The 14,883-nt window shown below is 57.5% G+C and carries 11 protein-coding genes; 6 read left to right on the forward strand and 5 right to left on the reverse strand.

Annotated features, from left to right (window positions below; translation table 11 throughout):
• Positions 1–15: 15 nt before the first annotated feature.
• Positions 16–1,143: an alkane 1-monooxygenase gene (locus JQ616_RS38935; RefSeq protein WP_212023478.1), complete on the reverse strand. Its 1,128-nt coding sequence runs from the start codon at positions 1,141–1,143 to the stop codon at positions 16–18.
• Positions 1,144–1,302: 159 nt separating this feature from the next.
• On the opposite strand from JQ616_RS38935, the gene JQ616_RS38940 reads away from it, so the two are divergent.
• The 3 genes from JQ616_RS38940 (at position 1,303) to JQ616_RS38950 (ending at position 4,353) form a co-directional block, all read left to right on the forward strand.
• Complete coding sequence (locus tag JQ616_RS38940; protein WP_212023479.1) at positions 1,303–2,313, forward strand: AraC family transcriptional regulator; 1,011 nt, start codon at positions 1,303–1,305, stop codon at positions 2,311–2,313.
• A 616-nt stretch (positions 2,314–2,929) separates the two neighbouring features.
• Positions 2,930–3,505 (forward strand): hypothetical protein, encoded by a 576-nt coding sequence (locus JQ616_RS38945; protein WP_212023480.1) that lies wholly within the window; start codon positions 2,930–2,932, stop codon positions 3,503–3,505.
• Entirely contained in the window at positions 3,505–4,353 is an 849-nt protein-coding gene (locus JQ616_RS38950; RefSeq protein ID WP_212023481.1) for a hypothetical protein, read from the forward strand. Before JQ616_RS38945 ends, JQ616_RS38950 begins: the two co-directional genes overlap by 1 nt.
• A 12-nt stretch (positions 4,354–4,365) precedes the next feature.
• Here the strand turns inward: JQ616_RS38950 and JQ616_RS38955 are convergent, their stop codons facing one another.
• The 4 genes from JQ616_RS38955 to JQ616_RS38970 form a co-directional block, all read right to left on the reverse strand.
• Positions 4,366–6,573, reverse strand: coding sequence for a KAP family P-loop NTPase fold protein (locus tag JQ616_RS38955; protein ID WP_212023482.1), 2,208 nt, complete (start codon positions 6,571–6,573; stop codon positions 4,366–4,368).
• Between the two features lie 54 nt (positions 6,574–6,627).
• Positions 6,628–7,395 carry a DUF6946 family protein gene (locus JQ616_RS38960; protein WP_212023483.1) on the reverse strand — a complete coding sequence of 256 codons (768 nt, stop codon included), beginning with the start codon at positions 7,393–7,395 and terminating at the stop codon, positions 6,628–6,630.
• A 236-nt stretch (positions 7,396–7,631) separates the two neighbouring features.
• Entirely contained in the window at positions 7,632–8,570 is a 939-nt protein-coding gene (locus JQ616_RS38965; RefSeq protein WP_212023484.1) for a hypothetical protein, read from the reverse strand.
• Complete coding sequence (locus tag JQ616_RS38970; RefSeq protein WP_212023485.1) at positions 8,554–10,020, reverse strand: Eco57I restriction-modification methylase domain-containing protein; 1,467 nt, start codon at positions 10,018–10,020, stop codon at positions 8,554–8,556. The genes JQ616_RS38965 and JQ616_RS38970 overlap by 17 nt, the downstream gene beginning before the upstream one ends.
• 374 nt (positions 10,021–10,394) lie before the next feature.
• Between JQ616_RS38970 and JQ616_RS38975 the strand changes: the two genes are divergently transcribed.
• The 3 genes from JQ616_RS38975 to JQ616_RS38985 all read left to right on the forward strand — a co-directional run bounded on the left by JQ616_RS38975 (position 10,395) and on the right by JQ616_RS38985 (position 14,727).
• Positions 10,395–11,078, forward strand: coding sequence for a hypothetical protein (locus JQ616_RS38975; protein WP_212023486.1), 684 nt, complete (start codon positions 10,395–10,397; stop codon positions 11,076–11,078).
• A 162-nt stretch (positions 11,079–11,240) separates the two neighbouring features.
• Positions 11,241–12,302 carry a toprim domain-containing protein gene (locus tag JQ616_RS38980; protein WP_212023487.1) on the forward strand — a complete coding sequence of 354 codons (1,062 nt, stop codon included), beginning with the start codon at positions 11,241–11,243 and terminating at the stop codon, positions 12,300–12,302.
• Positions 12,295–14,727, forward strand: coding sequence for a hypothetical protein (locus JQ616_RS38985; protein WP_212023488.1), 2,433 nt, complete (start codon positions 12,295–12,297; stop codon positions 14,725–14,727). The genes JQ616_RS38980 and JQ616_RS38985 overlap by 8 nt, the downstream gene beginning before the upstream one ends.
• Positions 14,728–14,883 lie beyond the last annotated feature (156 nt).

Here is a 14,883-nt window from a genome sequence, read left to right on the forward strand (position 1 = left end):
CGAATTTGCCGACCGCTATCCCAGATTCAATTTGCTCTTGTCGCCGCCCGCCCAGGCCAGCGTCTTCGGGTCCATCACGCGGAACCAGAGCCACGGGATCGCGGCGAGCCCGAACATGCCGGTGTAGCCGTTCGGCAGCCGTGGAATGTCGTCGAAATCGCGCAGCGACTGATACGGGCGCATCGGGTTGGCGTGGTGATCCGAATGGCGTTGCAGATGGAACGTCATCAGGTTCGAGACGATGTGGTTGGTGTTCCAGGAGTGGCGCGGCTCGACCGCCTGGTAGCGGCCGTTCGGCTGTTTTTCGCGCAACAGTCCGTAGTGCTCGACATAGTTGGCCTGGGTCAGCGCGTACCAGCCCAGGAAATGATGCGCGACGATGAACGGCGCGACCTTCCAGCCGAACAGCGCAATCAGGATGGCCGCGACGACGAGCGTCAACGCGAATCCTTGCAGGATCTCGTTGTCGACCGACCAGATCGGCTCACCGCGCCGGGTCAGCCGCTCGGCCTCGTTGCGCCAGCCGCGCTTGAACGCGCCCGGCAGCTCGCGGGTTGCGAAGGCATAGATCGATTCACCGAACCGCGCGCTGGCGGGGTCTTCGGGGGTTGCGACCCAGGTGTGATGGCCGCGATTGTGCTCGACGCGGAAATGCGCGTAACCGACCGCGCAATTGGCCAGCATGCCGAACATGATGTTGAGCCTGTCTGCTTTGTGGCCGAGCTCGTGTCCGATCAGCAGCGCGCCGCCATTGATGGTGCCGACGCCGAGCAGCAGCGCGACATAGGACCACCACGGCAGTTCCTGCGTGCCGAAGAAGGCGATCAGCGCGACGTAATTGATCCAGGGAAACACCACGGTGATGCGCGCGAGCCGCAGGTAGTAGGGATCGGCCTCCATCGCGGCGACCACTTCCGCCGGCGGATTATGAGTGTCCTCGCCGAACACGACGTCGAGCAGCGGGATCAGGATGAAGATGAAAATGAAGGGGATCAGCGTCACCAGCGGATTATGCGTCCGCAGGAACAGCCAGTAGGACAACAACGGGATCAGCGGCGGGATGAACGACAGCATCCACAGATAGCGCTTGCCGTCCCGGTATTCGACCGGATCGCCGGCCGGGTTGGTGCCTTTGAAGATCATCGCATTCCCTCCAGCATCGCTTCGAGTCGGCATTCGCCGTTTGTTGTGCCGAGCATGCCGCGAGCCGGGCCTGCGCCGCCAGTTCCCAATAGGCCAATTTTGTGGCATTTTGCGCCAAGCCTGTTCGGCCGGACGTTCGCGAGGGAGGGCGCCGACACAATGCAGGGATCGGAGGCCGATGCCCTTCGCACGCCGGTGTCCGCCGCCTATGCGCGGGCGCTGGTGCGCACCTTCGGCAAGACGCGGAGCGAGCGCGACGAGCTGCTGACGGGCACTGCAATCCAGCAGGATGTACTCGACCAGCCCGGCGCGCACATGCCGGTGTCGTCGCTGGTGATGCTCGCAGCCAACATCACGCGGGCGCATGGCGAGCTGTGGCCGCTGTCGGCCGCGGCGGTGTGGTCGACATCGCTGCAAGGTGCGCTCGACGTCGCGACCAGGACCGCGCCGACCATCGCCGATGCCTTGAACACCGGCGCGCGTTTCGGGTCGACCCGCGCGCCGTTCGTGCGCAACCGGCTGCGCAAGACCGCGCGCTCGATCCAGATCGAGATCTCTCCTGCAGTGGCGATGGACGAACCACTGTGGCACGCCGTGGCGCTGGCGGTGAGCCTCAACGTCCACGCGGTGTATGTGCAACTGCTCGAGGACTCGATCGGGCAGGCGACGCTTGAATTTCCCTGGGCGCCGCCCGCCGGCGCGGAGCAGCTGGCGCCGCATTTTTCCTGCGCGGTGAAGTTCAACGCGGCTGCTTTCCGCTTCGATGTGCCGAAAGCGCTTTGCGCGCGGCGGTCGCCGTTTGCCGATCCGGAATTGCACGCCAAAGCGATCGAAGCGCTCGAAGCGATCGAGAAGCCGCGCTCGGATGCCGAGGCGCTGACGCGGATCGTCGAGAACCTGATCGCATCGCGCCTGCCGCATCGCCTGGCTGAGGAAGAGGCCGCACGCCTGATCGGCACCTCGCGCCGCACCTTGGTGCGGCGGCTCGCGGAAGCCAACAGCGCCTTCCGCCCGCTGCTCGACGCCGTGCTGCGCGAGCGCGCGAGGGTGATGCTCGCGGCAGGCACCCAGTCGCGCGACGAGATGGCGGCGGCGCTGGGTTACACGGATGCGACGAGTTTCAGCCGGGCGTGCCGGCGGTGGTTTGGGGAGAGGGGCGTGCGGGGATAGCGGGCGCGGTTCGCAGCTCGCACAGGCCCGGAGCCTCGCGGACAGCACGCCGATTGAGCGGCGCCGATCCTCTCAATGCGTATGCAGGGCGTCGTAGGCGTGGGCAAAAAACACGGCGGCGCTGAGGAGCAGCAGCACGACAATGGTCGCTTCCATCATGACACTTCCCCGCAATTTCTTTGATTATTTGGGGAAGGCTACCGGCCAATTGTTTCCGCCCGGTTTCGTCGGCTGCTGAAAATGGTTTCGTGGCCGCCGTCTGGACAATGGCGCGCTCGGAGCGCTCGCAACTTTATGCCCAACTTATTGTAAATAAACGGATTATCAGTTCATCTCGTCGGCGAGTGAGAGTTTGAGGGGTAAATGGTTTCCAACGCTCGCATTTCGCGCATAATGGCCCAGTAGCGGCAGGTTGGGTCAGCGCGATTCTGAACTGTCTCCGTGCGGCCACGCAGAACTTCGACTGGCTTGGAACCCGCTCCGGGAGTGTGGTAGGTATTTATATACCCTGTGGATGTGGACTGTAGAGATCCGATGAGCATTCCGCGGTCTAAAGAATAGGCTGCGCCGCTGCGCTTTCGCGTTTGCAGATTATATTGTGTTGGCAGAGCATTTTATGGACGAGTTGACGCCCGACCCACCCGTCCTGGCCGATGCATCCTTAAACGCGAAGTATGGAGATGCGGTGGAGCCTGTCCGGGTTGATCCCCTGGAAGCTAAAATGCAGCCTCACAGCCTGCATGAGCTGTCGAAGGCATCGGCTCGGCTGCTTAAAGACTTTATGACCGTAACGGAGAAAGGACTTGGCGTTACGCGCTTTGTCTACTGCGAACTGCCCATTTTATGGGTGGTAGATGTTGACGGTCGCATCTGGTTCGCCGTCGAAGAGATCATTGACGAGGCTACACTCGAATTCGTCATGCCCCGGCTGCGCAACTCAGCGGTCATGGAGGGTAAGCAAAGATTGGGACACCCTGCTTTGATTAAGGCTGCGCCGGGTAGGATAGGAGGAGAAATCCTTTTTGACCCGAAGCTAGGCTTATCCGGCGAATGGGTGATTTCTAATTCCTCCGGCAGGTATGGCCTGTGCGAGGGACGTACGAGCGATCATTTGACTAACGCGGCGAAAGCCTTTTCCGAATACGGTATTAAGCTGCACGAGTTCTTCCTCATGCCCAGGGGTAAACGCTGATGGAAGCGAATGGAATGTCGCTTGAGAGACTGCACCGATTGCGGCCTAGCGACATCGAAACGATAAAAAAAGAAACCAAGCGACCGGATAAATTAAGCGGGATCATCGCGAGTTTCGCGCGGTATCTTCTCAGCCTAACGAACCCCCGTGCCGTCGAGCTGGATGATGTGTTCCGAATTGCTCTTCAACTCAAAGCAGCGGGGGTATGGGATTTAGTGCGCCCGCAGGATTTTGCGGAAGCTTTTGAACATCACATTGATGCTGAGGTTACGTCAGCGTTGCGAGATGCATTAGGGGCGAACGAAGTCAAAAAAGCTTCCGGCGGCTCAGCTGCTGCAAAGAGTGCTAAAGCAATTGCAGATGCGCAGCGTTTACTAGGCAAAAGTCCGCCGAGCGACGATCACTCCTCTAAGTCAAAACTAACTGCTATTGAACCTGGCGACGATCAAGACCCGGTTATGGTTTTGCACGCGGAGAAATCTAATCAACCGCGATATTTTTTGATTTCTCGGACTGGCCTTCTCAAGCCCATCGTTGGTACTACACGGTGGATGTCGAAGAAAACGAGCAAGAAAGTCATCGAGAAAATCGCAGCGGACGCTTCGATCTCGACGGTCACCGTAAAAAAGGCGATCAGTGAAGCCTTTCATGGAGGGCAGAGAGAGTTGGAGCAGGGTGGGACGTTCCGGGTAACCGGGGGAGGGAAAGTCGTATTAGAATTGTTCAATCTGAGCGATTGGCACGAACTCCAAGCCAAAGCATCAAAGAAAAGAAGCGTGAACCTTAACCGTTTAAAAAAAGTCCCAGCTAAGCCTAAGACGAGGTCTAACGCGCCAGCGCGAGACTAGCGCGCGAGCAAGCTACTCTCCTTGTTTAACGCCGCTCGCTTTCTCGTCGTCTCGATCTTCTGCCTCTATCGTCGAAGCAAAGTGGTTTTCGATTTCGCGCGCAACGACACGAATGCGGTTTCTTGCATCTTCAGCTAGCTCATCGCGTTCTAAATGTCCCTTGGCGGCACTCAGAAACGCTCTGAGATCAAAAACGTCAGGATCAGGTAGTTCGCTGATCTGGTACTTTTTTGGTTCCGATCCAACCGTGTAGCTTACAAAGGCTTCCGTAATCGCAGCCATGAAATCCGATCGCTCGAAGTTGTTGCTGAGCCAGTTCCTGACCTCCGATGCATCGGCCGAGTACTTCCACGCACTTATAATATCCCAAGGACGTGGCGCATGAGCCAATGAGCCAAGTTCAGCATCTTCCCTGATTTTGGCAATCAATATTGATCCTAGGGGCGCGAGTGCCGTTGCTGTGATAACCACGGGCCCGCCCGAGCCTCCTGGTATCGCTCCAAGTTCCCTGGCGCGCGCCACAAATACGCTGGCGCATAGTGATGTTGACTTGGTCGATTTGAAACACTGCTCAAGGTAAGTGCTGGCTTGGGCTGGCCCCAATGCGATCAATATGTCTGTCACCAGCTTCGACCACAATGATCGAGGAGAAGCAAAGAAAAGGCCCGGCGGCCAATCGATTTGGTCAACTTCTTCTCCAATATCGAACAACGCGTCGAGTAAAGACTGAGAGGGGGCAATCGGGTTAGGCCCTGCGAGCCGAAATGAAAGCTCCTCGAATAACCGTCCAATCATTGGCCGATTGCCGCGATCTTTTCTATCGATGTAAGCCTTGCCCGTTTGAACAAGGAAGGCTCTATCATGGAGCCGCTCGATAATCTCGTTCAGTACAAGCGCCGACACCTCGTTCGGCGACGGATACAAAGTAAAATACGCATCATAGCCCGCTTCGCAGCCAATTCCGCGTCGTCGGACAACCTCAGCGTAGTACTCGCGGTTGCTTTGATCAAAGAGCTTGCTACGTGAGGGAAAAAGTACAGCAAGTAATGTCAGCACTGGCTCGCGTTCTTCCGCGTCCAACGCTTCAACAAATTTTTTAATCGCTTCCTTGCGGGCGTCTTCTTGGGCCATTCTGAAGCGCCCATCGCTAAAGAGCCAATCTCTATTCCATCGTATCCAATCAAAAATCCGCTCGTTAAAAAGTCGCAACCCTTCCATCACCAACAAATCTTGTGGATCTATCTCTCCCTTCAGTGCGGGCCACGAAAATTTCACCGCGTTGGCGAGGCGCTGCACGTCACGTGGTTGCCGGATCCACCTTCGTATGCCGTCCCGGACCAAATACATCCAACGGGAACTGGTGGGCGTGGAAGCTGGGAGAAATTCGATTTCAGCTTCAAGCAGCTTGAGCAAATCGTCTTGAAACGGGCGTGGAAGCTCAATTTCCTGCTGAACTATCTTCTCGGCGAAGTTCGGGCCGCGCCGTCCTTCGGCCGCTCCATCATCAAGTGCGCCCCAAACGATCTCGCGATCGTACGAGAGAAGATAAATAACATTTGGCAAGCGGCCCACCGTCTTGACCATCTGCATTAACAAACGGATCTCATCCTTGGGGAGCCGGTCCAGATCATCGATAACGACAAGAAATCGCTTCTGCTTCTCTCGCAAAAGCTGCTGAAGTTTGTCGTACGCCGCTTGTAGAGAGGGCTCTTGCAGAAATTGATCGATCGCGCTGTTGAGAGTGGTTCCGGCTATCTTTGCGGCAGTTTTTGACGCGAGGCCGCCGCTTGGATCGATGACGACAGCCAGCGTTGCGACCGCATTGAGAACCGGGTCAGACGCTCCTCGTACGCGCCGCAACGCGCGCGCGATCCACGTAGGTCGCTTCGCGCCAGGTAGCTTCTCGGAGAGCACTTTAAAGAAAGCAGTAATCAAGTCCTGATGTCGGGATACGATCCAGGGCCGAAAATCTATGATCTCTATCTGCTTTCCGCCTTCTACGTTGCTCTTCTCAAGAAACGCGTTGACGAAATTTATTGCGGTAGACTTCCCGCTACCCCACTCGCCGTGCAGGCCGATTACATAGCCGTTCGGTGCCTCAAGCGCAGTAATCACGCTCGATAGTCGCTCAGCAAATGGTCGAAATCCGAGCTTGTCTTCTTGCCACGGATTTTGCTTCGGAGCGTCGTCGCTTGGTGGAACTATGTCATGGCGACTCATGATCGATCCCTCGGCTCGTCGGTAGTGAAGAGAAAGCCCGCTTCGCGGTTAGCTTCAGGTCGCAATCACCTCGATCTTGTAGCTTGGAAACGTGAAGAGGGGGCTTTCCTCCAACGTTGTGCGGACGGAAGCCCTGGTCCCTTTGGAGGGATTGGTCAATTGTATAAAGTGTGCGGTCGGAGCAAGTCCTATTTCAATGAGAAGGAATGGAAAGCGAGTTAAGCGCAGGCGTTTGTGAAGTGATGCGAGCGCTGCTCTGTAGTAGTCGGGTGACGCCGCTCGGCGTTGCAAATTTGGCGATGTAAACTTGAAGTATGCCAGCATCGGGTGCTTGTTGGAGGTGAGCGGGGACGCGGTGGCATATGCTGACGCCGCTCTGTGCAGCATTTGATATTCGCATCCGGTGACTTCTTGGGAGAAAACGGGCGTACTATCTACGCCGAGCAAGTCAAGCCAACCACTCAGCACTTTTTCGCGATTTAGCTTGTTGCGTCCCTTTCGAAGCCAGGAAGCAATGTTTGCATAAGCGGGTTCGGTCCATTTGGACTCAATCGCGACGCAAGCTGTATCGGAGATTATCATGAGGTCGGTATGTGAGGAGTTGCCTCGGCCTTCTGATCGGTGACTGACCTTGAACTCAAAATGAAAATCTCCCGTTGTCGAAATCGCGCAGTCATTCAAGATGGCGCTGAGAGTATTCGCTTTGTCCTTAACGAGGGCTAGCAACGGCACCGTTGATCGATACGGAGAGTCAAGCTCATCATCATTGTACGAATGTAGTAATGCGGAGAACGTTGGCATTAAACGTTGGTCAAAATACATCCTTCGCTCATAGTCCATCGGGTGTGTTCTCTCTTTGATTACCAGAAAGGACTAATGCTGCCGATGCGCGCTCGTTTTCCTGACGGTCTCATTGAAGATTTCGCTGGGCCGCTGCCGTTAAGGCTAGACCATATCTTTGGGAGGGCTTGAAGCGCACTTAGGGGTAGACATGTATAAGCGCGTAACCTGGAGCCTGCTGCATCAACGAATTTCCGTGAAGCATTGATTGAGCGAAGTTAGTCCGGCCCTGATGAGGTCGTCACGCGAGCCTCATATCCAATTTTCGCTGAGTTGAAAGACGACAGTGCAGGAGACGCCGTGGACCATTCGAGGCGTCTCGTTACTTTCTTCAGATCCGGTGCACTATAAACAAAACGCTCGTCGTAACGTAAGTAGAGGGTCTTGAAGAATTCTTCGATGCGGAGCGGACTGCCCAACGGCGGGAATTCCTGCAACAGTGATCCTACGTTGCCTTGCGACATATTGATCATGGCCAGAGAGACAGCTTCGTACCGGCTCACATCATTCCGAATGCCTCGGCGGCCCGTAAGCTCCCGCAAAGCCGCGTGAAAGCGAATGATACTCTCGACCGGATCACCGCCTTTTTGGATTGCGATGTCGTTTCCGGCTAATTGGCGAGCCGCTGGAGCGTTATCCGGAGCGGTCTGCGACACTGCTTCCTCTTCTAATCGGTTTCCGCGGATTACAAAGAGGTAGCCAAACACAAGGGCAGGGTAAGTGATGTGAAGATTTGTGCACTCACCAATGGTCTCTTCCATCCGGTTCGTAAGATTGCGAAACGCACCCGTCATGCCTTTGCAAGATACGGCTAACACTGGCCCAATCCCGCTCTTTTCAACGACGACATCGACGTTCTTGGTCTTTAGGCCACCCAAGATAGTGGCTTCCCCGCCCTGTGCCGCGCTGGGATCGTATTCCAACAGAAGCTCGTCTCGCTTCTTACGAACAACAAAAGGGGGACGTGGAGTGATTTCCTCCGGCCGGAAGCCACCTTCCAAAACAAGGCGACATGCAACGTACCAATGCAGTGGCTTGATGTGTTGCTGGCTCTGGGTCGGTCCAGCGTAGGTCGCGAAGTGAGTTAGTGCTTCTGCTTGGCTCCTCCATTGGCACACGCGAACATCAGCATCGGTCGCATCACTGGATGGCGGCATAGTGCCTCCAGTGTTGCATCGTCTCTACCGCTTTAGAGAAAATTGGCGAGGACAGTTGTTTCGCTCGGCTTGGAGCCGATACGACAATCTGCGCTGCTTCGCGCGGCTCCAGTTTCAACATGCCGCCACCGAGTGGGTGGCCCTCAAACTCGCAGCTTAACTGCGTAAACGGTGTGCTCCAGCTTCTGACGATCTCAATCATCGCGGTTTTGTCGCGAACACGAACGGCGTGAAGAGAATTGGTGCACGTACAACCCGCGGCATTGCGAACAAGGTTTGCTGCGCGTCCGGACATGTATGTCAGGAAAAAGTCCGGGATCTGAACGTCTGGCACGGCGAACCACGGGTCGCGGACACGGCACTTGTATGCTTCGCGCGCTTCGCGGCCCGCTTCTGTGTCCAGATAGCGTCGAACAGATGCGGGTAACTTTTGATCCTTTGAAAGACGCAGTAGCAACATCGGTTCATCTTGTCGCTCCCAGTTCCTCACTATAGCCCGCGTAAGCGAGCCAGCGGGGAGGGCGCGACCATTTCTGACCGACGGTTGCAAGAGGTCGGACGGAATTTCGTGGCGCTCAGCCTCGGAAGGCCGCAGGTGGAAGAAATCGTTTGCGCCACTCACGTACCCAATCCCGACCGATGCAACGTCACCCAGGCGACGCGAATGAGGATCAAACGCGATTTCCTCATACAATGCGCGGGCGTCAGGATGGGCGAGAAAAGGTCGTAACCGGCGGTTCCATCTGGAGCGCCATTCTGACACCGAAACACGCACGCCACTCCTTGGTGGCCTGCCACCCGGCTTAAATTGTTCGACGGCAGAGAACAGGAAAGAAGCCGTCGTTCCGCCAAAGCCATCCGCATAAAGGAGCCAACAATCCTCCGACAAGTCGGGAAAGAGCTTGCCCTTCACAGCGATCACGTGAACGTGCCCAAAGTTGCCGACTAGGTACTCTAGCAGTGGCGATGCGTAAGGAGCGTGCCCGATCTCGGCGGGAACGACGAAAGCCATTCTTCCGTCCGGCTTGAGAAGGCTCGCGGTGGCGACCAGGAACGGGGCCCAAGAAGAGGTGAGGCCCGAGAACTTTGCGCCGAGGCGTTGGCAAAGTTCGAGAGCACGTTCGCGTGCGGCACCCTTGAACGTCTGATATCGGATGAACGGCGGGTTTCCAGCCGCGCATTCAAAGCGTTCGCTGGTGTTGGCCGCCCAAGCGAACAGGTCTCCCTCATGCACCAATGCCCACGGAGCGCGGGAAATTGCGGTGCCGACAGCGGCAGGGTCCTGCTCAATGCCGACTGCGTTCTGGTGACCGGCGATAAATCTGCCGTCGCCGCACGAGGGATCCAAAAGGCGATCTGCAGGATCGCGTACGGCCCACTGAAGCAGCGTAGCGACAACTGCGTCGGGGGTGTAGTAAGCCCCTGACGTTTTCCTATGCTGCGCGTTCACTCTACGTCTCCGTCACCCAAGGCTGCCCATACTAGTTGATTCGCCACGTCGCCGAACCAGTCGGCAGGCGCGCGGCGTCCGGGCTGAATGGGGTCATATTGACCGCATTTAAGTGTCCCTTGGACCACATTTCTGTGGAGAGCCTTGCTCCCGATCGCAGAAGTCGTTGATAACTGATTGACGGACCCATTTCGAGGGGGGTACTTTCGCATGCGACACGAGCCGGAGGTATGCTCGCGGACAGCCGCCCATCCAAGGCGGCTTTTTTTGTGCGCTACCGCTACTCGGGCAGCGCTTCCCAAAACAACTGACAATTGAAAAAATCGCCGGTCCTTCGGGCCAGGCGTGCGTAGACTATTGCGGAAAGGATTTCGATGCAGCGGTTAACGCTGAGCGAGTTGCTGCACGTTACCAATACCGGCGAGGAAGCACTGAAGTCCATGCGCCGCCGGGGCCAGATAGCCTTGGCTTTTGGCCTTCGTGACGCTTTTGCCTCGTCCTGGTATTTGCCGGTCGATGCGGTCTCCATGTTGGTGACCTCCGCTTTGGCGAAGGTCTACGGCGTCAGCAATGCCGCGGTACTCGTGCGCATTTCTGGCGATGTCTTGCTTCAGATCGTCGCCGGGGCAGAAGCTGACACCGATACCGACGCAATGCTTTGCGTGATGGATCTCGTCCGCGAGCGTGATGGCGTTCGAGCTTACTTCGTGTCCTGTGCGGCGGTAGACGCATTCCTGCCGGAACTGCCAAGGTCATGCGAGACGCACGACTTCGTTCCGGAGCGTCTCATCATGATCAACGTCAGCCAAGTTATCCGCGCGCTCCGCGTCAGCGCGTTGAGGATCGGGGTTGATTTGACTGCACCATTCTTGCCGCCGCCAGATAGCCTAGAGTTTCAGAAGCTGATGGCGTCGTACTCTCAGTTACCGCACACTATGGTCGAACTGCACACTATCAAGAAGCGAGATGCGCTTGCCCGCAAGATCGGAGCCAAAGCGCGGGCTTTCGGCGGCGGATCGCTTCTGATGAACAAGCCTTTCGCCTCCAAAGCAGCATAGTCGGCCTAGCTGATCAAACCTTCGAAGTCATTCACGCCGCCTCAACGCTCGCGCGCCGTCTACTCGTCTGCGGCGCCACTGACCGAGAACGACCCCGCAATACAATTGTTGCGAGGCTGAACAGTTATTCCCAAACCCATACCCCCAGGACCAGGATAGTGCATGACGCGCGATGCTCTCGGCGCTGATGCGGACTGCCTTGCACAGTCTACCGCGCAGAGCTACCCAGATGTTCGTCCGGATCGGATGAACCGGCTCGATGATGTCGCGCGCGCAGAACTGCGTTACCGAGCCGCCGACATTGTCCGGTCGTTCCGGGGTGACCCTAACCGCAAGCTTTGCAATCGCCGAGCGTGGCGCTGGGGGCGCAAAGGGTCGTTGGTCCTGAATGTCTCCGGAGGTGAACAGGGCTTGTGGTACGACCACGAGAAAGGCGTCGGCGGCGACATTATCGACTTTCTCACGGTCGAACTTTGCTGCCCGGTTCCTGATGCCATCGCCTACGCGCTGAGCCTGTTGGGACCCACATGGTCGCCAGTCAACGCCAAGTCGCGGCCGAAGCCTGAAAAGTCGGAACCCGACGATAGCCAGAAGACAGAAAGAGCGGTGAAAATCTGGAGCAGCGTGTCGCCGCTGCGTGGCACGCCCGCAGAGCAGTACTTGATCAAGCGCGGTATCGCAGTGCCAGAGGCGGCATTCGATGTGTTGGGATTTACGCACTGGGAGGATCGGCTCTCGCCGCGCAGCACGACCGTCGTGCGAAGAGCTGCGATACTTGCGCTCGTTCAGGATGTCGTCACGCAGGAGCCGATTAGCGTTCGCGTTCGGGAATTGACCCGCAATGCAGAGGCAGCAGGTTCGTGGCTTAGTTTAGGGCCAACTACGAATGGCGTCATTCGGCTTTCGGAGCCGACCGACGGAGAACTCACTATTGGAGAGGGTCTTGAGACCTGTTTGTCAGGCATGTTGCTCGGCTACGGCCCTGCGTGGTCGGTGATCTCTGCAGGCGGCATGACCAACTTCCCGGTTCTGGATTATATCGACTGCCTGACGATCTTGGTCGACCACGACGAGAGCGGCACGGGCCAGCGCGCGGCAAACGCCTGCTGTCAACGTTGGATCTCCGCCGGGAAGCGCGTGCGGCGCATAATGCCGGAAGCGCCCGGCCACGATATGAACGATCTGCTGCTCATGCAGTCTGCGAATTCGCTACGGCATGAGTGAAGTTCGCGGGGTCATCATCAATGATGCCGCACCCAACCGATCGAGCCATGCTGCGGACGCTGTGCCTGTCGATATCGCCCGCGCAACGCTGCGGGCTGCGCTCGACCGGCAAGTCCAGGATGCGATCAGCTTTCATGTGAGTAGGGCTACCGACGAAACCAACGCGGACCATCTGCCTGCGCACTCGGCAATTCGGATTACGACGGGCGCGGGCAAATCGGACACTATGCGCATTGCCGCCGCGCGATACGTGCGTGAAGCAAAGGCGCGGGGCATTCCTCATCGGGTGGTCATGTTGGTTCCAACGCATCGGCTTGGCGCTGAAGCGCGCGGGCGCGTGGCAAATGACATCAGCGCAGCGTTGTTGCAATCAAGAAAGGCCGATGATGTCGAGACGGGCGAGCCGCTATGCCTGAATTTGTCAGCGGTGGAGGTCGCTGAAGCAATCGGCGCTGATGTCGAACGGAGTGCCTGCCGCAAGCCGCGCAAGGGCGACGAGCCAATTCTCTGCGCGTTCTACCACGAATGTCGCTACCAGAAGCAAAAGCAGATAGCGAAGCGAGCTGACATTGTATTTGCTGCACATCAGTATGCGTACAGTCCGCCTCCAGAACTGATTAAGAAGGTCGGGCTCGTGGTGATCGACGAGAGCTTCTGGCAATCCGGCCTGTCGACGAGTGGCAGGATCGCAGTAGATGGGCTTGGCGCCGAGTTGAAGTCATTTCCGGTCAGGGACCCGAACGGCGCTACTGATTATTTTGCGACCGCCCATTTAGCCGATCTGATCGAGAGGCTTCAACAAGCAGTCAGGGTGTCGCCTGAAGGCGCGTATCTGGGAAAGTCCGCGCTACTGGCAGCGGGTTTGCTGCCTGGGGACGGTTATGAAGACGGCTCGGCCGCGTCGGCTGGCAAGCTCGAATGGCGACGCAAAGTGAATTTCAATTTGGCGCCCAACAGCAGCGAGGAGACGCTGGCGTCATTGCTCAAGCAATATCGCTTCCAAGGTCAGTTGCCGCGACGCGCTGCGATTTGGCGCGCGGTTCATGACTTGTTGACCGGTGCCGAAGAAGCGACTGGTCGTTTGCGTACGGAAAGAAAGTTAAGCAAGGACGGCTCTGTCCTATACTTGCGTGTTAATGCACGCCGGGACATCCATCCGCGAGTGGCCGACCTCCCGATCATCGTGCTCGACGCGACGTTGAACATCGATATTGTCAGGTATTTCTTGCCCCGCATCGATCTCAAAGTCGATATTAACGTCGACGCGCCGCATGAACGCATCGTGCAAGTCGTTGATCTGCCGGTCGGCAAAGCGTCGTTATCGCGACTTGATGGAGGCAAGCGCAAACCAGAAGAAGAGCTTCGGGTCGGGAGGAAGCGCAATCGGTTGGCGAGCGTGGTTCGCAGGCTCGCGCGCGGAAGATGCGGTGTCGTGATTACGAACAAGGAGCTTGAGCAGCAGATTGAGCTTGATGGGACGAACGTCGATACCGCGCACTTCAACGCGATTGAGGGCATAGACCGTTGGCGCGATGCGGAGATCCTAGTCACGATTGGCCGACCTCTACCGTCACCGAAAGCGACGGAGGACATGGCGGCTGCGTTGACAGGGAAGCCGGTGACACTCGCGCTAGGACCTTCCACCCGTCCTGGAGGTCGCCCGCAGCAGATGATTGTCGTCGAGCGACCGATCCGATTGAAGGATGGCTCCGAACTGATGCTGCCGTGCCGGGTGTTCGACGCGGCGGAAGCCGAGTTGATCCGAAAGGCCGTGACGGAGGCGGCCGTGGTGCAAGCTCTCGGCCGGGCGCGAGGCGTCAATCGGACGGCCGACAATCCGGTGGAGGTCTACATGATCTTGCATGATACGACCGTGCCGACCTCGGTGGATGCCGTGATCCAATTTTGCGATTTAGAACCGACGAATATCGACATCATGGTCGAGCGCGGCTTGCTGCCGCAATGGGGCGCGGACGCCGCCAAGCTCTATCCCGATCTCTGGCCGAGCGCGCAAGCAGCCAAAAAGGCCTATCAGCGTGCCAAGTTGGACGTTGAACGCCTTGGTCGGGCGCGAAGAGGGGGACATTCCCTTATAGATATTATTTATAAGGACTTGTCCCTCTCTTCATTCCTACTGGTCCGCTATCAACCCCAAGCCCGTCGCGCGCAAGCGCGGCTCGCGCTAGTCGATCAGACGCGAGTTCTTGAAGCTCGGGAGCGGATCGACGCGGAATTTGGGCCCCTAGCGCTATTCGAGTTCATTCCCTCTCGCACTCAGCCTCTCGTGCAGGCTGGCGATCCTATGCTGGCACTGATCTGGGGGAGGCCGGGTGGCAATTTCGCCGCCCGTTACTTGCCAGATCGGCGCATTGTGACCCCGCCGGCGCGTTCCTTTCTTTGCGAGCCGTTGCCACTGTGCGCCTAGCAACAGATTGCTGGATGCTGGTCGAAAAACTGCCTGGCTGAAATCTAATACCGATAACAACTCGCTGGGGTCCTGGTCCGCCGCGGGGCAGTGCGGGTGACACTTGTGCACTTTGGATAACCAGTCCCAGCAAATTCTTAGACCAACAACAACGAC

It is taken from the genome of Bradyrhizobium tropiciagri, from assembly GCF_018130545.1.
Lineage (GTDB): Bacteria > Pseudomonadota > Alphaproteobacteria > Rhizobiales > Xanthobacteraceae > Bradyrhizobium > Bradyrhizobium tropiciagri_A.

Coding starts and splice junctions, on each gene's coding strand:
- JQ616_RS38935 (WP_212023478.1), bottom strand. CDS start 1,143: ATGATCTTCAAAGGCACCAACCCGGCCGGCGATCCGGTCGAATACCGG.
- JQ616_RS38940 (WP_212023479.1), top strand. CDS start 1,303: ATGCAGGGATCGGAGGCCGATGCCCTTCGCACGCCGGTGTCCGCCGCC.
- JQ616_RS38945 (WP_212023480.1), top strand. CDS start 2,930: ATGGACGAGTTGACGCCCGACCCACCCGTCCTGGCCGATGCATCCTTA.
- JQ616_RS38950 (WP_212023481.1), top strand. CDS start 3,505: ATGGAAGCGAATGGAATGTCGCTTGAGAGACTGCACCGATTGCGGCCT.
- JQ616_RS38955 (WP_212023482.1), bottom strand. CDS start 6,573: ATGAGTCGCCATGACATAGTTCCACCAAGCGACGACGCTCCGAAGCAA.
- JQ616_RS38960 (WP_212023483.1), bottom strand. CDS start 7,395: ATGTATTTTGACCAACGTTTAATGCCAACGTTCTCCGCATTACTACAT.
- JQ616_RS38965 (WP_212023484.1), bottom strand. CDS start 8,570: ATGCCGCCATCCAGTGATGCGACCGATGCTGATGTTCGCGTGTGCCAA.
- JQ616_RS38975 (WP_212023486.1), top strand. CDS start 10,395: ATGCAGCGGTTAACGCTGAGCGAGTTGCTGCACGTTACCAATACCGGC.
- JQ616_RS38980 (WP_212023487.1), top strand. CDS start 11,241: ATGACGCGCGATGCTCTCGGCGCTGATGCGGACTGCCTTGCACAGTCT.
- JQ616_RS38985 (WP_212023488.1), top strand. CDS start 12,295: ATGAGTGAAGTTCGCGGGGTCATCATCAATGATGCCGCACCCAACCGA.